This window comes from Noviherbaspirillum sp. (genome assembly GCF_035254685.1).
In the GTDB taxonomy this organism is placed as follows: Bacteria; Pseudomonadota; Gammaproteobacteria; order Burkholderiales; family Burkholderiaceae_D; genus Noviherbaspirillum.
In genome coordinates this window covers 26080-45387 of sequence record NZ_DATFAI010000024.1, presented here as the reverse complement: position 1 = coordinate 45387, position 19308 = coordinate 26080, and the positions used below count along the sequence as shown (strand labels likewise).

The 19308-nt window shown below is 62.9% G+C and carries 23 protein-coding genes; 12 read left to right on the top strand and 11 right to left on the bottom strand.

What is annotated here, in order from left to right:
• The first annotated feature begins 106 nt into the window (after positions 1-106).
• Together VJ698_RS11685 and VJ698_RS11680 are read left to right on the top strand one after the other, a co-directional pair.
• Entirely contained in the window at positions 107-1138 is a 1032-nt protein-coding gene (locus tag VJ698_RS11685) for an SRPBCC family protein (RefSeq protein WP_324102934.1), read from the top strand.
• Positions 1135-2304, top strand: a complete 1170-nt coding sequence (locus VJ698_RS11680; protein ID WP_324102933.1) for a zinc-dependent alcohol dehydrogenase — start codon at positions 1135-1137, stop codon at positions 2302-2304. The genes VJ698_RS11685 and VJ698_RS11680 overlap by 4 nt, the downstream gene beginning before the upstream one ends.
• Positions 2305-2311: 7 nt before the next feature.
• On the opposite strand, the gene VJ698_RS11675 is transcribed toward VJ698_RS11680, so the two are convergent.
• The 3 genes from VJ698_RS11675 to VJ698_RS11665 form a co-directional block, all read right to left on the bottom strand.
• Positions 2312-2893 carry a molybdopterin-dependent oxidoreductase gene (locus VJ698_RS11675; protein ID WP_324102932.1) on the bottom strand — a complete coding sequence of 194 codons (582 nt, stop codon included), beginning with the start codon at positions 2891-2893 and terminating at the stop codon, positions 2312-2314.
• Positions 2894-3090: 197 nt separating this feature from the next.
• Complete coding sequence (lpxO, locus tag VJ698_RS11670) at positions 3091-3990, bottom strand: lipid A hydroxylase LpxO (RefSeq protein WP_324102931.1); 900 nt, start codon at positions 3988-3990, stop codon at positions 3091-3093.
• Positions 3991-4142: 152 nt separating this feature from the next.
• Positions 4143-4409, bottom strand: a complete 267-nt coding sequence (locus VJ698_RS11665; RefSeq protein ID WP_324102930.1) for a hypothetical protein — start codon at positions 4407-4409, stop codon at positions 4143-4145.
• A gap of 311 nt (positions 4410-4720) precedes the next feature.
• Here VJ698_RS11665 and mprF point away from each other — a divergent pair, with 311 nt between their 5' ends.
• Genes mprF through VJ698_RS11645 form a run of 4 tightly spaced genes read left to right on the top strand, consistent with a single transcriptional unit; the run spans position 4721 to position 10043 of the window.
• A complete protein-coding gene (gene mprF / locus VJ698_RS11660; protein WP_324102929.1) occupies positions 4721-7321 on the top strand; it encodes a bifunctional lysylphosphatidylglycerol flippase/synthetase MprF in 2601 nt (866 codons plus the stop codon).
• Complete coding sequence (locus tag VJ698_RS11655; RefSeq protein ID WP_324102928.1) at positions 7306-8463, top strand: metallophosphoesterase; 1158 nt, start codon at positions 7306-7308, stop codon at positions 8461-8463. The genes mprF and VJ698_RS11655 overlap by 16 nt, the downstream gene beginning before the upstream one ends.
• A complete protein-coding gene (locus VJ698_RS11650; RefSeq protein ID WP_324102927.1) occupies positions 8460-9269 on the top strand; it encodes an ATP-binding cassette domain-containing protein in 810 nt (269 codons plus the stop codon). The genes VJ698_RS11655 and VJ698_RS11650 overlap by 4 nt, the downstream gene beginning before the upstream one ends.
• Positions 9270-9272: 3 nt before the next feature.
• Positions 9273-10043 carry an ABC transporter permease gene (locus VJ698_RS11645; protein WP_324102926.1) on the top strand — a complete coding sequence of 257 codons (771 nt, stop codon included), beginning with the start codon at positions 9273-9275 and terminating at the stop codon, positions 10041-10043.
• Here VJ698_RS11645 and VJ698_RS11640 read toward each other — a convergent pair.
• On the bottom strand, positions 10040-10330 hold the full coding sequence (locus VJ698_RS11640) for a hypothetical protein (RefSeq protein WP_324102925.1): 291 nt from the start codon (positions 10328-10330) through the stop codon (positions 10040-10042). The genes VJ698_RS11645 and VJ698_RS11640 overlap by 4 nt on opposite strands.
• Positions 10331-10450: 120 nt before the next feature.
• Entirely contained in the window at positions 10451-10663 is a 213-nt protein-coding gene (locus VJ698_RS11635; protein ID WP_324102924.1) for a hypothetical protein, read from the bottom strand.
• A gap of 184 nt (positions 10664-10847) precedes the next feature.
• On the opposite strand from VJ698_RS11635, the gene VJ698_RS11630 reads away from it, so the two are divergent.
• Positions 10848-11546, top strand: coding sequence for a class I SAM-dependent methyltransferase (locus VJ698_RS11630; protein WP_324102923.1), 699 nt, complete (start codon positions 10848-10850; stop codon positions 11544-11546).
• 6 nt (positions 11547-11552) lie between these two features.
• Here VJ698_RS11630 and VJ698_RS11625 read toward each other — a convergent pair whose 3' ends face one another.
• On the bottom strand, positions 11553-11720 hold the full coding sequence (locus tag VJ698_RS11625; protein WP_324102922.1) for a hypothetical protein: 168 nt from the start codon (positions 11718-11720) through the stop codon (positions 11553-11555).
• A 282-nt stretch (positions 11721-12002) separates the two neighbouring features.
• Here VJ698_RS11625 and VJ698_RS11620 point away from each other — a divergent pair, with 282 nt between their 5' ends.
• On the top strand, positions 12003-12236 hold the full coding sequence (locus VJ698_RS11620; protein ID WP_324102921.1) for a hypothetical protein: 234 nt from the start codon (positions 12003-12005) through the stop codon (positions 12234-12236).
• Between the two features lie 38 nt (positions 12237-12274).
• On the opposite strand, the gene VJ698_RS11615 is transcribed toward VJ698_RS11620, so the two are convergent.
• On the bottom strand, positions 12275-12502 hold the full coding sequence (locus VJ698_RS11615; protein WP_324102920.1) for a hypothetical protein: 228 nt from the start codon (positions 12500-12502) through the stop codon (positions 12275-12277).
• 114 nt (positions 12503-12616) lie between these two features.
• Between VJ698_RS11615 and VJ698_RS11610 the strand changes: the two genes are divergently transcribed.
• On the top strand, positions 12617-12832 hold the full coding sequence (locus VJ698_RS11610) for a hypothetical protein (protein WP_324102919.1): 216 nt from the start codon (positions 12617-12619) through the stop codon (positions 12830-12832).
• Between the two features lies 1 nt (position 12833).
• Here the strand turns inward: VJ698_RS11610 and VJ698_RS11605 are convergent, their stop codons facing one another.
• A complete protein-coding gene (locus VJ698_RS11605) occupies positions 12834-13703 on the bottom strand; it encodes a type IV pili methyl-accepting chemotaxis transducer N-terminal domain-containing protein (RefSeq protein WP_324102918.1) in 870 nt (289 codons plus the stop codon).
• A 213-nt stretch (positions 13704-13916) separates the two neighbouring features.
• Here VJ698_RS11605 and VJ698_RS11600 point away from each other — a divergent pair, with 213 nt between their 5' ends.
• Positions 13917-14132 carry a hypothetical protein gene (locus tag VJ698_RS11600; protein WP_324102917.1) on the top strand — a complete coding sequence of 72 codons (216 nt, stop codon included), beginning with the start codon at positions 13917-13919 and terminating at the stop codon, positions 14130-14132.
• Positions 14133-14580: 448 nt separating this feature from the next.
• The gene (locus VJ698_RS11595; RefSeq protein ID WP_324102916.1) at positions 14581-15930 is read left to right on the top strand and encodes an OmpP1/FadL family transporter; all 1350 of its coding nucleotides are present in this window, start codon (positions 14581-14583) and stop codon (positions 15928-15930) included.
• 90 nt (positions 15931-16020) lie between these two features.
• Here VJ698_RS11595 and VJ698_RS11590 read toward each other — a convergent pair whose 3' ends face one another.
• The 3 genes from VJ698_RS11590 to ettA all read right to left on the bottom strand — a co-directional run bounded on the left by VJ698_RS11590 (position 16021) and on the right by ettA (position 18443).
• A complete protein-coding gene (locus VJ698_RS11590) occupies positions 16021-16185 on the bottom strand; it encodes a hypothetical protein (RefSeq protein WP_324102915.1) in 165 nt (54 codons plus the stop codon).
• Positions 16186-16381: 196 nt separating this feature from the next.
• The gene (locus VJ698_RS11585; protein WP_324102914.1) at positions 16382-16567 is read right to left on the bottom strand and encodes a hypothetical protein; all 186 of its coding nucleotides are present in this window, start codon (positions 16565-16567) and stop codon (positions 16382-16384) included.
• Between the two features lie 208 nt (positions 16568-16775).
• Entirely contained in the window at positions 16776-18443 is a 1668-nt protein-coding gene (gene ettA / locus VJ698_RS11580; RefSeq protein ID WP_324102913.1) for an energy-dependent translational throttle protein EttA, read from the bottom strand.
• A 221-nt stretch (positions 18444-18664) separates the two neighbouring features.
• Between ettA and VJ698_RS11575 the strand changes: the two genes are divergently transcribed.
• Positions 18665-19276, top strand: a complete 612-nt coding sequence (locus tag VJ698_RS11575) for an OmpW/AlkL family protein (RefSeq protein WP_324102912.1) — start codon at positions 18665-18667, stop codon at positions 19274-19276.
• Positions 19277-19308 lie beyond the last annotated feature (32 nt).

The window sequence follows — 19308 nt, the reverse complement described above, 5'->3', positions numbered from 1 at the left end:
TCCATCCCTGCGCGGGAACTCGGTTCCCGAAAACCCGGACTAACCAGTTCCCTTTGGTTTTCTCGCCGCACATTTTCCCGTGCGGCCAGCGCAACGGAGGCAAACCATGATGCAAGACGAGGTCGCAAGCCCGGCTGTAGCGGGTGGCGCGTTACGCGAGTTGCCGCACCTGCCGCACGCCGGCTCTCCTGAAGTCCCCCGGCAGGTCCGACCTCCTTCGTGGGATACGGCCTACCGCACAGAAGACGCAGCACGCGCGGAGCATCTGGCGAAGCTGCTTGGCTGGTTCAGCATCGGCCTTGGCGTCGCGCAGCTGCTCGCGCCGCGTGGCGTGTCGCAGGCGGCCGGCGTGGGCGAGCGTCCACGCACCATGCGCATGGTGGGCGTGCGCGAGATCGCCAGCGGTGTCGGCATCCTGGCGCGCCCGCGCCAGTCGGGATGGATATGGGCACGCGTGGCGGGCGACGCGATCGATCTCGCGCTGCTCGCACTGGCCGGGCGTTCCGCGCAGGCGCAACGCCGCCGCGTGACGCTCGCTACCGCCGCAGTGGCCGGCATCACCGCGCTGGATGTCCTGTCGGGCATCCAGAACCAGCGCATGGCGGTGAGCAGCCCGGAGAGCAGCGAGCTGCACGTGGAGAAGAGCCTGATCATCAACCGCGCTCCCGAAGACTGCTATCGCTTCTGGCATGATTTCGAAAACTTCCCGCGCTTCATGAAGCATGTCGAATCGGTGCGCATCAGCGGCGAGAACCGCATGCACTGGGTGGCGAAAGGGCCGGCCGGCCTCGACATCGAATGGAATGCGGAGCTGACCGCCGACGAGCCGAACCGCTATCTCGCATGGCGCTCGATCGAAGGATCGGATGTCGAGAACTTCGGTTCCGTCCGCTTCGAAAACGCGCCCGGCATGCGTGGCACCATCGTGCGCGTCGAATTGCACTACAGCCCGCCCGGCGGCAAGGCCGGCGCACTGATCGCGAAGCTGTTCGGCGAGGAACCGTCGCAGCAGATCGACGAAGACCTGCGGCGCTTCAAGTGGCTGATCGAAACCGGCGAGATCCCGACCACCATCGGCCAGCCTTCCGGCACGCGCGGCGTGGTTGAGCGGCTTCTGAGAAGAGGAGAGGCAGGATGAGAGCGAACTGCTGGTACGGCAAAAAGGATGTGCGCATCGAGAATGTTCCCGATCCCGAGATCCTCAATCCGCGCGATGCCATCGTGAAGGTGACCTCGACCGCCATCTGTGGCTCCGACCTGCACCTGTACGACGGCTTCGTGCCGGCGATGGAGAAGGGCGACATCCTAGGGCATGAATTCATGGGTGAAGTGGTCGATGTCGGGGATGCCGTGTCGAACCTGAAGGTCGGCGACCGTATCGTGGTGCCGTTCCCCATCGCCTGCGGCAGCTGCTTCTTCTGCCAGCAGGAACTCTACTCGGTGTGCGAGAACTCGAATCCCAATGCCTGGATGGCGGAAAAGATGTGGGGCCACTCGCCGGCCGGCATCTTCGGCTATTCGCACCTGACCGGCGGCTATGCGGGCGGGCAAGCCGAGTACGTGCGCGTGCCGTTCGCTGACGTCGGCCACCTGAAGGTGCCGGACGGCCTGAGCGACGAGCAGGTGCTGTTCCTGTCGGACATTCTGCCGACCGGCTACATGGCGGCGGAGAACTGCGATATCAAGCCTGGCAGTACGGTGGCGATCTGGGGCTGCGGGCCGGTCGGCCAGTTCGCCATCCAGAGCGCCTACCTGCTCGGCGCCGAGCGCGTGATCGCGATCGACCGCTTCCCGGAGCGCCTGCGCATGGCCTGGGAAAAATCGAAGGCGATTGCGCTCAATTATGAAGAGGTCGATGTGTCGGATGCATTGAAGGACCTGACCGGCGGGCGCGGGCCGGATGCATGCATCGATGCGGTCGGCATGGAAGCGCACGGCATGGGCATCATGGGCGCGTACGACCGCGTCAAGCAGGCGATGGCCGCGCAGACCGATCGCCCGGTGGCCTTGCGCGAAGCGCTGATGTCCTGCCGCAATGGCGGCGTGGTATCGATCGCCGGCGTGTACGGTGGCTTCCTCGACAAGGTCCCGTTCGGTGCGGTGATGAACCGCTCGCTGACCATCAGGACCGGCCAGACGCACGTCCATCGCTACATGCAGCCTCTGCTGGAACGCATCCGCAATGGCGAATTCGATCCGAGCTTTGTGATCACGCACCGCATGGCGCTCGACGATGCGCCGCTTGCATATGAGATGTTCTGCAACAAGCAGGATGACTGCATCAAGGTGGTGCTGAAGCCTTGAAAGGCTGCTATCGCACGTCGATGTGATACAGCCCCCAGGGGCACAGGCCGAAACGTTCGTTGACCGGCTTCGCTGCCATGTCGGGAAATCGGTCGGCGTCGTACACAGCCCACAAGGGGCCAAGACCGCCGAGCGGCATGGGCTTTCCGTCGAGATGCGTGGCGACGATGAAGCGCCGTTCGCGCGCATCGGCCAGCGGCAGCGATACCGCATAACCGTCGATGGCGCGCAGCACCAGTTTCGTGCCGTCGCCGATGGCAGCGCCGCTTGCCTTCAGCACTTCCGTGAGCAAGGGGCCGCGCAAGGCATGCGGCTTCGCGTCGTATTCCAGCGTCGGCCTGATGTCAACGGCAGGCAAGGTGGTGAGCGCGGCGTAGTCGAATGCCTGCGCCCTGTCGAACTGGACACCCTGCTTCTTCATCATCTGGTCGAGCGCCGGATCGAGCGCGCCGCGGTTGCCCTTGCCGATGGCACCGGTCACTGTCAGCAGTGTGGGGCCGTGCAAGGGCGTGGCAGATGTCGCAGCGTGTGCCAGCGAAGGAAGCGTGCCCGAAGCCAGCGCTGCGGCAAGGAATTCACGTTTGTTCAAGTCTTGTTCTCCTGGATCGTTCAGATAATTTTGCCGGGTTTGTCTTTGCGCGGTGTCGCTGTGGGCGACGCAATTTGTTTGTCCACGGAAAACACGGAAAACACAGAAAACGGATGAACCAATGAAATTTTCTGTGCTTTTCGTGTTTTCCGTGGACAAGAATTATTGCACGACCGCTCAGCCGCTCGGGGGCGAGGCTAAACAACAACGATCAAGGCCGCGGCGGACACGATCAGCATGATCTTGGTGGCGTAATAGGCGTGCCTGTTCCAGGACTTGAAGCGGCGGCGGTATTGACCCGCCAGCCAGACGAAGCGAAACAGTTTGTTCACGCCGCCGAGCTGGTCGCCGTTCTCGTTGGGCGAGCTGGCAGCGGTCATCATGGTGCGGCCGAGAAAGCGGTTCACGGCCTGTGCCCAGCGGTAGCGCATGGGCCGTTCGACATCGCAGAACAGGATGATGCGGTTGCTGTCGCTGTCGTTCTTCGCCCAGTGGATGTAGGTCTCGTCGAACAATACGCTTTCGCCATCGCGCCAGCTATAGCGCTGGCCATCGACTTCGATGAAGCAGGAGTCCTTGTTCGGCGTCACGAGGCCGAGGTGGTAGCGCAGCGATCCGGCGAACGGGTCACGATGCATGTTGAGTTTTGCGCCGGGCGGCAGTTCGGCGAACATGGCCGCCTTCACTGACGGAATCCCGCGCAGCAGCGCCACCGTCTTCGGGCACAGGCGCTCGGCCGAGGGATGGCTGGCGTCATACCATTTCAGGTAGAAGCGCTTCCAGCCGTACTTGAAGAAGGAATTGAATCCGGCATCGTCATTCTTTTCCGCCGCCTTGATCTTCTGCAGCGCGAGCAGGTTCAGCGCTTCGGTACGGATCGTTTCCCAGTTGCGGTCGAGCTGCGCCAGCTCGGTGAATTCGCGTGGTGACAGATAGGGCGTCGTGGGCGCGCGCGAGAACAGGTGCATGAACAGGTTGATGGGCGCCATGAATGACGAATGGTCGAAGATCTGGCGCATGAGCGGAAGGCGCACCCTTCCGCGGAAATGAATGTGGAGCACCGACAGCAGGTAGAGGGAAACAACAGCCCATTTCATGAAACGATCCCGTGCAGAAAACTTGCCGGCGTGGCGGACTGCGGCCGACGATCTGCATCAATAACGCATCGGGAATGTAACGGTCTTAAGAAAACGCAAACTGCCTGCGCTCTGATGGAGGAATGTTGCGGGAAAGCGATGTAGCGATATTGTTATCCACGTCGGCGCACGCGCGAGGCAATGCCGTAGGACAGCACCACAAGCTGTGCGGCGATATTCATCCCGGCAACCATGGCAAACAGCGGGTTTCTCGCGACAACGAGGGCGTACAGCACGCTGATGGCAGCAATGGCAATCCACCCGCTCCAGGCAAGGAGCGAAATGGACAAGCGCGCTTCACGGTCGCGGTGATACTTCAGGATCTGTGGCAGGTACAAGGCCGTCGCCGCAATGCCCGATGCGCCGTAGAGAGCGCTCAATACCTGTTCCATCATCTTCCGTCGACTGCGCTGTTGAATGAGTGCGTTGCCTTGCAGCAGGCTTGCTGAACGGAAGCAATTTTAGCGGGGCGCTTGATGGCTGCAAATGGCTATCCGGAAAGATTGCACACATGAGCACTCCGGCAACACATCGCTGCAACACACAGCCTTCGGCATGTCTGAGCGCGGTCAATTACCCATCCGCTGCGCCATTGCACAATGCCAAGAGGGCAGGTTTCCATACGCCCGAACGCGACAGCAGCCACCCAGACAAGGCGCGCGCCGCAGGGCAAGCGCGATACTGACTCCTTATGCTCGCCAGCGCACCCCGGCTAGTGCATAGAATCGGCCCCTTCATCGGCATCGCCGTCTTCGGGCTGGCGCTGGTGGTCTTGCATGACTGGCTGCTCGCCCAGTCTTATCAGGAACTTAAGGCCGCGCTGGCCGCGCTCCCGGCATCGGCGCTGGCGCGGGCCGCTTGCTTCACGGCGGCTGGCTACGCGGTGATGACGGGCTACGACCTGTTCGCCCTGCGCTTCGTCGGTCGCCGGCTCACGATGCCATCCACCGCATCGGCAGCATTCATTGCCAATGCGCTTGGCAACAATTTCGGCAATACGCTGATCACCGGCGCGGCGGTGCGCTACTGGATCTACACATCGGCCGGCCTGACGGCGGCGGAAGTCGCCCGGGTGGTCCTGTTCTGCAGCATCGGCTTCTGGCTGGGCTTCCTTTTCGTTGGCGGCGTCGTGTTTGCATTCTTTCCAGTCGCCTTGCCGGTGGCGCTGCAATGGGACGGCGCGACGACAAGGCCGGTCGGAGCCATCTTCCTTGCCTTGCTTGCCATCTATCTCATCCTTGTCGCCGGACACGGCAAGCTGATGCCCGCGCACCGTCGCTTCGCATTGCCGCCGCTTCCGCTGACCTTCGGCCAGGTCGTCGTCGCGTCCTTCGACCTGTGCCTGATGGCGGCGGTGTTCCAGTCGCTGCTGCCGCACGCCGCGAATATCGGTTATGCCGATTGCCTGGCGGTCTTTCTCATTGCGCTGGTCGCCGGCAATGTCAGCCTGGTGCCGGGCGGGCTGGGCGTGTTCGAATCCGCGGTCGTGCTCCTGCTCGGGCGGCGCGTTGCAGCGGCGGATCTCGCCGGCGCGCTGCTGATGTTCCGCATGGTCTATTTCATCGCGCCCCTGCTTGTCGCCGTGGCGCTGGTGGCAGTTCGCACCAGGGCCGGCGCGTTCCCGCAGCTGCGGGGCATGATCGGGAAAGGTTCGCGCCTGTTCGTCGCGGTCGCGCCGCAGATTCTTGCGGCAACCGTTTTCGTGGCCGGCGCATTGCTGCTGTTCTCCGGTTCGGTGCCGGCCGCAACGGGACGCCTGGACATCGTGCATCACATCCTCGGCCTGCCGCTGATCGAAGCATCCCACTTCGTTGCCAGCCTGGCAGGAGCCGCCTTGCTGCTGCTTGCGCATGCGCTGCAGCGCAGGCTCGATGCGGCGTGGCATCTTGCCGTGCTCCTGCTTGGCGCAGCCGCCGTGCTGTCGCTGGCCAAGGGCTGGGATTTCGAGGAGGCGAGCGTGCTTGGCATCGCCTGCATCGTGCTGCTGTCCCTGCGGCGGCAGTTCTATCGCAAGTCGTCGCTGCTGGGCGAGCCGTTCACGGGCGCATGGGTGGCGGCCACTGCCATCGTGATGCTCGCCTCTTCCTGGCTGGTGGCCTTCGCCTACCGGCACGCGCCGTACGCCGATCAGCCGTGGTGGGCTTTCGCGCTGAAGGCGGAGGCATCGCGCTCGCTGCGCGCGATCGTTGGCGCGGCGGTGCTGATCTGCCTGTTCGCTTTATATCGGCTCTTGCGGCCGATGCGGCCTCCACCCCGTTCGCCAGGAGCGGCCGACATGGACCACGCGCGTGCCATCGCCCAACAATCACCCGCAACGTATGCGAACCTCGTGCTGCGCGGCGACAAGGCGGTGCTGCTCAGCGAGGCGGAAGATGCCTTCCTGATGTATGGGCGAAAGGGCCGCAGCTGGATCGCGATGGGAGATCCGGTCGGCGCGGAGGAGGGCGCGCGGGAATTGCTGTGGCAGTTCCATGATCTCTGCGACCGCTTCGACGGACATTGCGTGTTCTTTGAAGCGAGCGCGACATGGCGCGCCGAGTATGCCGAACTCGGATTGGCGCTCACGCCGCTCGGCGAGGAAGCGCGCGTCGCGCTGGCCGACTTCAGCATCGACACTCCCGCGCGCAAGAGCTTGCGCCAGGCCCGCTCGCGCGTGCTGCGGCAAGGCTGCAGTTTCGCCATCGTTCCACGCGAGGAGGTGGCCGCCATGCTGCCGAAACTGCGGCAAGTCTCCGATGCCTGGCTGGCCGGCAAGGCGACGCAGGAGAAAGGATTTTCAAATGCATCCTTCGATGCCGCCTACCTCGGGCAGTTTCCGCTCGCCGTCGTGCGCTGCGGGGATGACATCGTCGCCTTCGCCAACCTGTGGCTCGGCGCGGACAACGAGGAGCTGTCGGTCGATCTCATGCGCCATGTCCCGGAAGCGCCGAACGGCACCATGGATTTCCTGTTCTGCGAACTGATGCTGTGGGGTCACGCGCAAGGCTATCGCTGGTTCAACCTCGGCATGGCGCCGCTGTCTGGGCTGGCCGGGCAGCGCCAGTCGCCCATCTGGCGCCACGTCGGCACCCTGATCTACCGGCATGGCGAACACTTCTACAATTTCAATGGCCTGCGTCGCTACAAGGCAAAGTTCAATCCGGTCTGGCGGCCCCTGTATCTCGCCTCGCCCGGCGGCGTCGCCCTGCCCGGAATTTTGGTCGACGTGACTGCCCTGATGGCGGGCAGCGTGCTCGGCATCATTTCCAAGCGTGGTTCCGCCGCGCCGCAACCGGCATGCGACGCATCCTGAATCCCTTCCTGCTGACCCTAAGCGCCATCCTGGCGGCGGGCTATGCGTACGTTGCATGGCGCCTGGCCTCGAGCCCATCGGCGCGCTGGGCGCTGGCGCTGCCATTCTTCATGGTGTGGCTGGTGCCGGCGGTCTACTGGGTGGGCGAGCGTGAAAGCGCGACGAAGGCCGACGAGCTGCTGCATGCCGTCAGTTACCTGTGCATGGGCTGGCTGAATTTTCTGGTCCTGTTCACGCTGGCATGCGACGCGCTGCTCGGCATCGCATGGGCAGCCGGGGCGGACCGGCTGTTGGCTCTGCTCGATCATGTCGGCCCGAAGATCGTATTCGCCGCTTCGTTCGGCGCGCTGGCGATTGGCCTGCTGGCCGCCTTTCGCGGGCCGCGCCTGCGGCGCGTGGACATTCCGCTCGCCGGTCTGCCTCCGGCATTCGAGGGCTTGCGCATCGTGCAGATCAGTGACCTGCACGTCGGGCCGACGATCGGCGCGCGCTACGTGCGGCGCGTGGTCGAGATGAGCAATGCCCTGGACGCGGATCTGGTCGTGCTGACGGGCGACATCGTGGACGGGCCGGTGAGCCGTCTCGCGCCGCATGTGGCGCCGCTGTCCCTGCTGCAGGCGCGCGAGTGCGTCGTCTTCATCCTCGGCAACCATGACTGCTACTCCGGCGCGGGGCAGTGGATCATCCATTTCCAAACGCTGGGCATGCGCGTGCTGCTCAACGAACATCTGCTGTTCGAGCGCGACGGCGGCAGGCTGGTGCTCGGTGGCGTGGTCGATCCGGCCCTGGGTCTGGGTGAGCCGGGGCAGGGGCCGCGACCGGACCTGGCTGCTGCGCCAGAGGCGGGGCCCGCCGTGCGCATCCTGCTGGCGCATAACCCCTCGCTGGCGCCGCGCGCGCAGGAAGCCGGTTTTGACCTGCAGCTCTCCGGCCATACCCATGCCGGGCAATTCTTCCCCTGGACGCTCGCGGTGCGCATGGCACATGCGCCGCACGTGTCCGGGCTGTCGCGGCTGGGCAGGATGTGGGTGTACGTCAATGCAGGCACCGGAACCTGGGGGCCGCCGGTGCGCTTCGGCACCGAACCCGAACTCACCTTGTTGCGTCTCACATCGGCTGCAGCAATGAAAGAAACGACATGAACCACAGCAAACAAGTCGCCATCGCCACCACCGACCTGTGCAAGCATTTCAACGGCTTCACGGCGCTGGAAGGGCTGACGCTTGGCGTGGCGAGCGGCCTGATCTTCGGCCTGCTCGGCCCGAACGGCGCCGGCAAGAGCACCACCATCAAGATCCTCACCACGCTGCTCGATGCGAGCTCGGGTTCTGCCACCGTGGCCGGTTACGATGTCGCGAAAGAGCCGTTGCAGGTGCGGCGGCATATCGGCTACGTGCCGCAGATGCTGTCCGCGGACGGGGCGCTGACCGGTGTTGAGAACCTGCGCCTGTCAGCCAGCCTTTACGGCTTGCGCGGCGCGTCGCGTGAGACGCGCATCGACGAGGCCATCGCGTTCTCCGGCCTGCGCGAGGCTGCCGGCAAGCTGGTCCGCACCTACTCCGGCGGCATGATCCGCCGCCTCGAGATCGCGCAGGCCACACTGCACATGCCGGAAGTGCTGTTTCTCGACGAGCCGACCATCGGCCTCGACCCGGTCGCCAGGCGCACCGTCTGGGAGCGATTGCAGCAACTGCGCGGAGAAAGGGGAACGACCATCCTGATCACCACGCACGACATGGAAGAGGCCGACGTGCTGTGTGACGAACTGGCCATCCTGCACCAGGGGCGGCTGGCGGTCATCGGCAAACCTGCGGAACTCAAGGTGCAGGTGGGTCCCGAGGCCACGCTGGACGACGTGTTCGTCCATTTCAGCGGCGCGGTGCTCGACTACGGCGGCAATTACCGCGACGTGCGCGAAAGCCGTGGCACCATCCGCCGGCTGGGGTGAGCCATGTTCGATTTCCTCTACCAGAGCGGCGCCATCGCCAGCGCTGAAATCCACAAGCTGATGCGCGATCCGACGGAACTGTTCTCGCGCGCCGTGCAGCCGGTGCTGTGGCTGGCCGTCTTTGGCCAGGTCTTCAGCCAGGTGCGCGGCATTCCGACGGGGAATCTGCGCTACCTGGATTACATGGCGCCCGGCATCCTCGCCCAGAGCATCCTCTTCAGCGCCATCTTCTACGGCATCGCCATCATCTGGGAGCGCGACCTCGGCATCGTCCACAAGCTGCTGGTCACGCCGGCACATCGCAGCGCGCTGGTGTTTGGCAAGGCATTGGCAGCGGGCCTGCGCGGGCTGGTGCAGGCAGCCGTGGTCTATGTGGTGGCGATTGCCTTGCGGGTCGCGGTGCGCTGGGAGCTGATGCCGATCCTCACCATGGCCGCCGCCGTCTTCGTCGGCTCCTGCATCTTCTCGACCTTCTCGCTGGTCATTGCCTGCATCGTCAAGACGCGTGAGCGCTTCATGGGCATCGGTCAGGTGCTGACCATGCCTTTGTTCTTCGCGTCGAATGCGATCTATCCGCTGGACCTGATGCCGTCATGGCTCAAAGCCATCGCCGCGTTCAATCCGCTGACCTACCTGGTGGATGCGCTGCGTGGCGTGATGATCATTGGTGGCAGGAGCGTCTATCCGCCTGCCTTGAGCTTCGGCGTGATGCTGCTGGTGTTTGTCGTGCTGCTGGGGCTGGCGTCGAAGCTATACCCGGGACTCGCGCGCTAGTGGTTGATGAGACAGTCGGCAAGGCAGGTGCCAATACCGAAGGTGACCAGGGTGCCGGCAACCAGGGCAAGGTCGAACATGGCCGCGCAGATGCCGGCGCTGACGACGCTGATGCCGAGGATCAGCAGCGGGCGCAGCTTCCCGACCGACTCCACATCCGGCAGCGGATTCGCCTCCCGGCTTTCCGTTCCGAGCAACAGGAACAGCGGGCACTGCTGGCACTGGTTCGCGTCGAAGGATGCCCGTTTGATGCACTCGTCGCATGCGCTGATTTTCATCGGTCCCATGTCTGCAAGTCATGACAAACCTGATGAAAAAAGACTACCTCTTTTTGTTATACCGCGGCCTGGCATACGGGATCGCCATAGCGGAATTCCTTGACCTGCGACAAGCAAGGCTGATCTGGCTCAGACGAGCTCAAGCACGACACCGTTGCGCGCCACCTTGCACATGCTGCTTGCCGGCATGACACGGATGCGGCCGCAGCCTTCGCGCAGGAACAGCCAGCCATCGCAAACGTCGGTAACCGTGCCGCGAAAATCCGCGATGCCGCGCGAGTTGCAGCGGATGACCACCTCGCGCCGGAATGCCACCATGTCGCCGACTTGTATCTTGCCCATATACATTGCCTCGCAAAAACGGATTGACCGCTTCCACAGGACAATGTTCCTTCCCATAAAAATATCCGCGCTAATGGAACAGGCAATGAAGCCTTGTTCGACATAAAAGTTGTGTTCGCGCAAACCCCTGGCGTGCAGGTGCGTTGAATAATAATCACAGGCACAAATCCCGAGGGGGAGAAAATTGAAGAACGCGATCGACGCGGATTACGGCGCGGCACCGGCTGGCGGCTACATTGACAAGATTCTCTCGACGCAGCGGCGCAAGCTGTTCGATGCTTTCATGGCATTCAAGCAAGGCGACAGCAACGGAAGCGTGCTGAACGTGGGCATCGTCCCTGACCATGCCGGCCAGCCGGCAGACCCGCTCGCCGGCAGGTTTGATTACGTGCTTGCGTGGAGCACGCCGCAGCAGCGCGCCGGCATCACCTCGTACCATCTCGGCGCGCCCGCCGGCGCTCGGCGCCAGCAGCCCGGCGACATGCGCCTGCCATTCGCCGACAGCCAGTTCGACTGGGTGGTGTGCAATGAAGTGATCGAACGCGTCGGCGACTTCGAAAAGCAGTTCGCGCTGGTGCAGGAGCTGGGCAGGGTGTGCGGCAAGGGATTGTTCGTGACCACCTCCAACCGGCGTCACCCCATCGAGTTCAACACGCGCAGACCATTCCTGCACTGGCTGCCGCGCACGTGGTGGCGGCGCGCGCTGGCGTGGACCGGCAAGGGCAAGTCCGCCGGGGCGGCCACGCTCAACCTGGTGGACTCCGCAGCGCTTTACAAGTTTGCCAGCCTGCTGCCCGGCAAACCGGAACACGATGTCGGACACAAGCGCGTGTTCGGCATCAAGGCGCACTTCTTCCTGATGGTGCGCAAGGAGAGGAGCTGAACCGGGCTAGTGAATCCAGGTGTGGGTACCGTCGTCGCGCTGGTAGTAATCGGCGCCACCGTTCCCGGATTGCGAGCTCGCCGCTCCCGTGCTGCCGCTCGAACCGGGATGCATATTCATGCCGGAACAGGCCGACAGCAGGCCGAGCATGACTGCGATCATCAATGCTTTCATTTCATGACTCCGTGGTGCGTCAAACGAGGTATCACTATAGGCGGCGCGCCTGAGTCCCGTGGCGGGCAGTGCGGGCAGCCTGACGTGGCGCAAAGATGCTTCGCATTCGCCTCGCGCTTGTCCCGTGCTTGTCCCGCGCTTGCCTCTCATGGCCGGCGCGGTTCGCGTGCAATGATCCCGCCGGGAACGGCTCTGGCAATTGCGGCAAAAAGGGCTAATCTGTTCTTGAAACGGCCAAAGACTGACCAGCAACGACACAGGTGAACATCCAAGGAGAAGGATATGCAATCGACATTCCACGCGTCCGATTCAGGTCAGGCAGTGATTCGGAACACGACTGCGGTGGACAGAGAACAACTGGTCGTTACCTTGCATCCCGGCAGCGATTCGATGGTCGATATCCAGATCAAGGAAGAAGTGTCGGACGGCGAGCTGATATCGAATTCGATTTCCATCAACCAGCCCAACTTGCAGAAACTGTTTGAATGGTTGCGCGAGCAGGGCGTGGTGGATTAGTGAATGCGTGAACCGTCACATCGCGGCGTAACGGTTCACTAGCGCTTCAGCATCGTCAGCGCAATCTTGTGCGCTTCCTGTTCGGCTTCCTGTTCGGTGCGGAACACCGTCTCGACCGCAACCCGCTGGTGTGGAAACACCTCGTTGCGGTGCATCGGGTTGGTGGAGGGGCCGAAGATCGTCACATACGCGCCCCAGCCCTCGACGTCGGCGAGGTGGATGCCGGAATACTCGATTTCATAGTCGCCTATCATCTCCATTGCCATCGCGGCCTCCCGTTATTCGCAATAGGGCCTTGATGCATTCCGCATTCCCGTTCCGCATGTGGTGCTAAGCTGGAAAGGCAGGGCAGAAAACCAAGGCTTCATATGGGGGAACACATGCCAGTCTATGAATATACCCGCCGCACGGGAAAACGTTACACCTACAACATTGAGTACGATCAAGGGGAATATTTCATCCATCGCGACGGCGAGATGAAGAAAGCCTTCCCCGATGCGATGGCCACAGGCATGGCGCCGCACGAGGCAACGCCCGACCTGATGCTGCGCCTCGCGATCGCCGACATCGAGGCATTGAACGGGATGGAAGAGTAAGTTAACCGCCGACCACAGCCGACGGCCGGCTGCCAAGGATGATGTGCAGGTCCTTGCTGTAAAGCGAGGTGAGCTTGTCCATGGTTTCGAGCAGGCGTTCGTTGGCTGTTGCCACATTTTTCAGGTTGCCTGCCGGGTCGCCGTTGCCGAGCAGCGCCTGCTCGAAGAACAGCCATTGCGTTTTTGCCAGGTCGATTTCACGGCGAATCTCCGGCGTGGTCAGCGGCGAGGTTTCGAGCGTGATGAGCCTGTTCCTGAACTCCACCCGGGATTGCTCGACGTCGCCCTTGCCGTTACCCAGCGCGGCGGCGAAATACAGGCGCGCCATCCGCTGCGACAGCATGCGTTGCCGCCCCGAAATGTTCACGATCCGCGCCGCCGGCACCTGCGCATGCCCCTCGAAGGCGGCAGCCAGGTTCTCCGCTTCGCCAACCAGTTTCTCAGTCAGACGATGGGCGGCCGCCACGTTCGCCTTTGTCGGCGGCAAGGCGAGGGCTTCGGCATAAGAGCGGTAGCTTGCCACAATCGTATCGAGCCCCGCCCTGGTAATCGGCTTGGTGGCGCCGCGGCCGATCAGCGCAATGTTTTCCTCGAAGCGTTTCTGCGAATCGATGAGCTGCTCGCGCGCCTTGTCGGGCATGAGCTTCAGCGCAAGCTGCGCATAAGCCTTGCCCATGCGCTCGGCCAGCATGCGAAGGCGTCCCGTTTCGTTGATCAGCTCGCCCGCATCCGGCACAGACACGCGCGGCGCCGTAGGAAGAGGAGACGCTGCCGAGCTGGTGGGGACAAGGCTTGCGCAGGAAACGGCGAGCGCGATTGCACCAACCACCTGGCGCAACATGAAGCGATTTTCCTTTGCGATGTACGGCATGCAATGTTCACAGGGTTTGGGGATGATGCGCTATGGTGCCGCACGGCATCAAGCGCGGCCATATGCAGCATGGCGTATTGCGCAAGCGCGTGAATGCTGATCAACGCTGTGCACCTTTCGCACCTTTCACAGCCGGCAGATCGACAGACCTTTACCGTCGTGCGAGTGCTGCCTATGCTGTCATTCACTCGGTATCGGTTTCAGGAGATGACCATGGAGACGGTGAGTTATCACAAGGGAAAGTGGCGGGCGGACATTCAGGTGGATGAATTGGCAAGCGGAAAATTCCAGGGCCTCGTCCTGCTCCTTCATGAAGAAGGGCCGCAATCCGAGCAGGTCGTGCATCGAACGGTCGATGTCTTCGATTCGCCACAAGGCGCGATCGAGGAAGCGAAAGTCCTGGCGAACCGCATGCTCGGCGAACTGTAGCGAAGCGAAAATCATTTCGGCCGCGTGGCGCTGCTTGCCGGTGCGATGCAGAAAAACCTTGCGATGCATCGCAAGCCCCACTCGCCTGCGTCCTGCTGCGGTGCGGTCCTGATGCTTGATCGGAGTCAGACCCGGCAGTCGCAAATTGCCCAACACTGGCGTGGCGGGCCGTACGCCTGTTTTCCATCGTCCCAGGAATGCGAACAGTCCGTCCGCATGACGCATCTCCCGGGCCAATTGGTGACATGCCCTGCACGCACGAGCCTCTGACAAAACGCGCGGCTGGAGCCGTTCTCCATTTGCCACCCCACGGCAAGTGCGAGGCCTGTCCATGCGAAGCAATGCGGCGGTTTTGTGCAAGAGGATTGCCGTTTCAATCCAGGCGCGTCCCGGCTCTGTGATGCATGCCAGTGCACGGGCGACACGCCAGCAAAGTGGAGGCATTGACATGACATGTTTGCGCATCTCTCTGGCAGCGTCTGTTTCATCCGTCCTTGGTGCCATTTCACTGCTCGCCACCGGCGCGGCCGATGCGGGCGGCTTCTCTATCAATGAAATGAGCGCATCGAGCGTTGGCAATGCGCATGCGGGCGGCGCCGCCGCGGCCGAGGACCTCGGCACGACCTACTACAACCCGGCCGGCCTGACGCGCCTGCATGGGCGGCAGTTCATGGTCTCCGGATTCGGCATTCGCCCATCGGCGGAATTCAGCAACCGTGGATCGGTATCGGCAGCCGGCACGCCCTTGGCCGGAGGCAATGGTGGCGATGCCGGCAGTTGGGCATTGATTCCGTCGCTCTACTACGCGATGGACATCAGCCCGCGCCTGCGCTTCGGCATCGGCGTGCAGGCGCCGTTCGGCCTCAAGACCGAATACGAAGCCGGCTGGGTCGGTCGCTACCAGGCGCTGAAGTCGGAGCTCAGCACGGTCAACATCAATCCGGTGCTGGCCTGGCAGGTCAACGATAGCGTCTCGCTCGGTGCCGGCGTGAGCGCGCAATACGTCAATGTCGAGCTCTCGCGCGCGATCGATTTCGGCAGCGTCTGCGCCGGCAGTATCGGCCTTGCGACCTGCGCGCCGATCGGTTTCCTGCCGCAGGCAAAGGACGGCGCGGTGACCGTGAAAGGCAATGACTGGGGCTACGGCTTCAACCTTGGCGCCATGTATGCGCCGAACGAGTTCGTGCGCTTCGGCGCGGCGTACCGCTCGAAGATCAGCCACAACCTGTCCGGCGATGCGCGCTTCACCCAGCCGACCGGCCTGCCCGCGCCGCTCGCGGTCTCGCCCACGTTTACCAATACCGGCGTGCGGGCGGACGTGACCCTGCCCGACTCGCTCAGCCTGAGCACCTACGCCGACCTGACGACAAAATGGGCCGCCATGGCCGACCTGACGTGGATGCACTGGAGCCGCTTCAAGGAACTGCGCATCCGCTTCGACAACGGGGCACCGGACAGCGTCACGCCGGAGCAGTGGCGCAATACCTGGCGCGCCGCGGTGGGCCTGAGCTACCGTTATAACGACGCATGGAAGCTGCGCGGCGGCCTCGCCTACGACCAGTCGCCGGTGGTAAATGCATTCCGTACGCCGCGCATTCCCGACGCGAACAGGCGCTGGGTGGCGCTCGGCGCGCAGTTCAGTCCATCCCGGTTCAGCAGCTGGGATTTCGGCTACGCGCATCTTTTCGTCAGCGACGCCCCGATCAGCAAGGCAGAGCCGCCAATCGGCGGCACGCTGACCGGCGACTACAACAACGATGTGAACATCCTGAGCGTCCAGTACAACCGGAAGTTCTGAAGCCTGCAGATGTAGCGCGTGCAGCGCGGCGGGCTGAGTAGCGCGACGGGCTCGCGTCACGGCCGGCCCGCCGCGCAGCCGGATTGATGGTCAATCACCGAAATAGAGATCGCCTGGCCTCTGGCTCTGGTACTGGTACAGGTCGTTGCTGGCACCGCTCATCCCGCTTGCACTGGCTCCACTCGAACTCCGCATGGGCGTTCCAGCGCAGCCGGCCAGCAACATGACGATCAGTATGGTTGGAAGGGCTTTCATGACATGCCTCCAATGAAAATTGGTCCTCCCCGATTGCGTCGTGCTGGGTTCACTATAGATGGCCGCTTTGCGAATCACTACCGCCAAATGATGCGATGCACAGGGCTTTGATGTAACTCAGAGGCGTGCGGAGAACGGCGTTTCAGGCCTTGCAGGCAGGTGGATAACGAGGCTGGAATGTACGCGCGGACGCGCGTCAGTCTCCGAAATAGATGTTCGAGGGGAAACCGGGCAAACCCTTGCCCTGGTCTTTGCTCTTGTCCATGCCCGTCTTGTCGGGGGCGCTCGCATGCTCGCCCGAATTGCTGATGCCGCTGATGGGGCCCATTCCCTCGCAAGCGGCGAGCAGGACAAGCACGACACATATCGACAGGATTCTCATGGCGGATCTCCGCGGGAAAGCACGGTACCGTCCACTTCCCGCCCTCCCGGTAGTTTCACTATAGCAGCGGGCCGGGCCCGGCCAAAGACGCCGTCAGCATGGGGTTGAGTTGCGACAAGCAGGAAGCGCCGCGCCGGCGGCGAGAGCGGCATGCAAGGGGAAGGACTGGAAGGCGGCTGGCACGGCAGCGTGCCAGCCGGTGGTGCGATCAGCGCGTGATCGGCTTGTAGCGGAGGCGCTTCGGCTTCGCGCCTTCTTCGCCGAGGCGTTTCTTCTTGTCCGCTTCGTATTCCTGGTAGTTACCGTCGAAGAACACCACCTGCGAGTCGCCCTCGAAGGCGAGGATGTGCGTGGCGATGCGGTCGAGGAACCAGCGGTCGTGCGAGATCACCAGCACGCTGCCGGCGAATTCCAGCAGTGCGTCTTCCAGTGCGCGCAGGGTTTCCACGTCGAGATCGTTCGACGGTTCGTCCAGCAGCAGTACGTTGCCGCCCTGCAGCAGCGTCTTGGCCAGGTGCAAGCGCCCGCGCTCGCCGCCGGACAGGTTGCCGACGATCTTCTGCTGGTCGCCGCCCTTGAAGTTGAAGCGGCCGAGGTAGGCGCGCGAGGGCATTTCGAAACGGCCGACGGTGAGCAGGTCTGCGCCGTTCGACACGTCTTCCCACACGGACTTCTTGTTGTTCAGGTCTTCGCGCGACTGCTCGACCAGCGAGACCTTCGCGGTCGGGCCGACCACGACTTCGCCGCCATCCGGCTGCTCCTTGCCCGCGATCATCCTGAACAGTGTCGATTTGCCCGCGCCGTTCGGACCGATGATGCCGACGATCGCACCGGCGGGCACCTTGAAGCTGAGGTTGTCGATCAGCAGGCGATCGCCGAAGGCCTTGCTCACATTCTTGAATTCGATCACTTCATTGCCGAGGCGCTCCGCGACCGGAATGAAGATTTCCTGCGTCTCGTTGCGCTTCTGGTATTCGTATTCGGAGAGCTCGTTGAAGCGTGCCAGGCGTGCCTTGCTCTTGGCCTGGCGGCCCTTCGGATTCTGGCGCACCCACTCCAGTTCCTTCTGGATGGTTTTCTGGCGCGCCGATTCCTGTGCCTCTTCCTGCTTCAGGCGCGCTTCCTTCTGCTCCAGCCAGGAGCTGTAGTTGCCCTTCCACGGAATGCCGTGGCCGCGGTCCAGTTCGAGAATCCATTCGGCGGCATTGTCGAGGAAGTAGCGATCATGGGTGATGCCGACCACGGTGCCCGGGAAGCGCTGCAGGAACTGCTCCAGCCATTCGACCGACTCGGCGTCGAGGTGGTTGGTCGGCTCGTCGAGCAGCAGCATGTCGGGCTTGGACAGCAGCAGCTTGCACAAGGCGACGCGGCGCTTCTCGCCACCGGACAGCACGCCGATCTTCGCATCCCACGGCGGCAGGCGCAGCGCGTCGGCGGCCATTTCAAGCTGCTGGTTGAGCGTGTTGCCATCGCTGGCGGCGATGATCGCTTCCAGGCGCGCCTGCTCGGCGGCTAGCGCATCGAAATCCGCATCCGGTTCGGCATAGGCGGCGTACACGGCATCCAGCTTGGCCTGCGCTTCGAACACTTCGCCCAGGCCGGACTCGACCGCCTGGCGCACCGTGTGTTCCGGATCCAGTTGCGGCTCCTGCGGCAGGTAGCCGATGTTCAGGCCCGGCATGGGCACCGCTTCGCCCTCGATCTCCTTGTCGATGCCGGCCATGATCTTGAGCAGCGTCGATTTGCCGGAGCCGTTCAGGCCGAGCACGCCGATCTTGGCGCCCGGGAAGAAGGACAGCGAGATGTCCTTGAGGATCTGGCGCTTGGGCGGGACGATCTTGCCCACGCGGTTCATGGTGTACACGTATTGAGCCATAGGAAATTGTGCGATGAAGCGGATGAAAAGAAGAGTGTGCAAGCATAACCGATCGGGGGAGCGGGCGGGGCTGTAGCACAAATGCTTGCGGCTTCCCTTGAGCGGAAATAATTCCCTACTTTGAGAATGGTTATTGGTTGATCTCGATCAACGATTTTCAAGAACGGCAGGAATACAGTCGGCAACAGTTCTTTTCACCAACCATCCTCAAGGAAATCTCAATGAAGAAATCCGCAGTTATTCTTGCACTTGCAGCTCTTGGTCTTGCATCTCAGGCAATGGCACAGCAAAGCCCGTGGCAGGTTCGCGCCCGCGCGGTCTATATCGACCCGGCCGACAAGTCCGATGCCGGCGGTCCGCTCAATCTGCCGGGCGATGCCATCACGGTCAGCAACAAGACCATTCCGGAAGTCGACATTTCGTATTTCTTCTCGCCGAACATCGCGGCAGAACTGATCCTGACCTATCCGCAGAAGCATGACGTCTACCTCTCCGGCAACAAGATCGGCACCCTGAAACATCTGCCGCCGACGCTGACGCTGCAATACCACTTCACGCCGGCCGCGAAAGTAAGCCCTTACGTTGGCGCGGGCGTCAACTACACCACCTTCTCCAGCGTCAACCTGCTCAATGGCGCAGCCACGCTCGAGCACGACAGCGTCGGCCTTGCGCTGCAAGCGGGCGTGGATTTCAAGATCGACCGCAACTGGTCGTTCAACGTGGACGTGAAAAAAGTCCAGATCCGCAGCGACGTGATGGCGAGCGGCGCGAAGGTCAGCGCGGTCAAGGTTGATCCGCTGCTGGTCGGCGTGGGCTTCGGCTATCGCTTCTAAGCCCGCCCTTGCGGTAAAAAGGCCGGACGCCT

Coding starts and splice junctions, on each gene's coding strand:
- VJ698_RS11685 (WP_324102934.1), top strand. CDS start 107: ATGATGCAAGACGAGGTCGCAAGCCCGGCTGTAGCGGGTGGCGCGTTA.
- VJ698_RS11680 (WP_324102933.1), top strand. CDS start 1,135: ATGAGAGCGAACTGCTGGTACGGCAAAAAGGATGTGCGCATCGAGAAT.
- lpxO (WP_324102931.1), bottom strand. CDS start 3,990: ATGAAATGGGCTGTTGTTTCCCTCTACCTGCTGTCGGTGCTCCACATT.
- mprF (WP_324102929.1), top strand. CDS start 4,721: ATGCTCGCCAGCGCACCCCGGCTAGTGCATAGAATCGGCCCCTTCATC.
- VJ698_RS11655 (WP_324102928.1), top strand. CDS start 7,306: ATGCGACGCATCCTGAATCCCTTCCTGCTGACCCTAAGCGCCATCCTG.
- VJ698_RS11650 (WP_324102927.1), top strand. CDS start 8,460: ATGAACCACAGCAAACAAGTCGCCATCGCCACCACCGACCTGTGCAAG.
- VJ698_RS11645 (WP_324102926.1), top strand. CDS start 9,273: ATGTTCGATTTCCTCTACCAGAGCGGCGCCATCGCCAGCGCTGAAATC.
- VJ698_RS11640 (WP_324102925.1), bottom strand. CDS start 10,330: ATGGGACCGATGAAAATCAGCGCATGCGACGAGTGCATCAAACGGGCA.
- VJ698_RS11635 (WP_324102924.1), bottom strand. CDS start 10,663: ATGGGCAAGATACAAGTCGGCGACATGGTGGCATTCCGGCGCGAGGTG.
- VJ698_RS11625 (WP_324102922.1), bottom strand. CDS start 11,720: ATGAAAGCATTGATGATCGCAGTCATGCTCGGCCTGCTGTCGGCCTGT.
- VJ698_RS11620 (WP_324102921.1), top strand. CDS start 12,003: ATGCAATCGACATTCCACGCGTCCGATTCAGGTCAGGCAGTGATTCGG.
- VJ698_RS11615 (WP_324102920.1), bottom strand. CDS start 12,502: ATGGCAATGGAGATGATAGGCGACTATGAAATCGAGTATTCCGGCATC.
- VJ698_RS11610 (WP_324102919.1), top strand. CDS start 12,617: ATGCCAGTCTATGAATATACCCGCCGCACGGGAAAACGTTACACCTAC.
- VJ698_RS11605 (WP_324102918.1), bottom strand. CDS start 13,703: ATGCCGTACATCGCAAAGGAAAATCGCTTCATGTTGCGCCAGGTGGTT.
- VJ698_RS11600 (WP_324102917.1), top strand. CDS start 13,917: ATGGAGACGGTGAGTTATCACAAGGGAAAGTGGCGGGCGGACATTCAG.
- VJ698_RS11595 (WP_324102916.1), top strand. CDS start 14,581: ATGACATGTTTGCGCATCTCTCTGGCAGCGTCTGTTTCATCCGTCCTT.
- VJ698_RS11590 (WP_324102915.1), bottom strand. CDS start 16,185: ATGAAAGCCCTTCCAACCATACTGATCGTCATGTTGCTGGCCGGCTGC.
- VJ698_RS11585 (WP_324102914.1), bottom strand. CDS start 16,567: ATGAGAATCCTGTCGATATGTGTCGTGCTTGTCCTGCTCGCCGCTTGC.
- ettA (WP_324102913.1), bottom strand. CDS start 18,443: ATGGCTCAATACGTGTACACCATGAACCGCGTGGGCAAGATCGTCCCG.
- VJ698_RS11575 (WP_324102912.1), top strand. CDS start 18,665: ATGAAGAAATCCGCAGTTATTCTTGCACTTGCAGCTCTTGGTCTTGCA.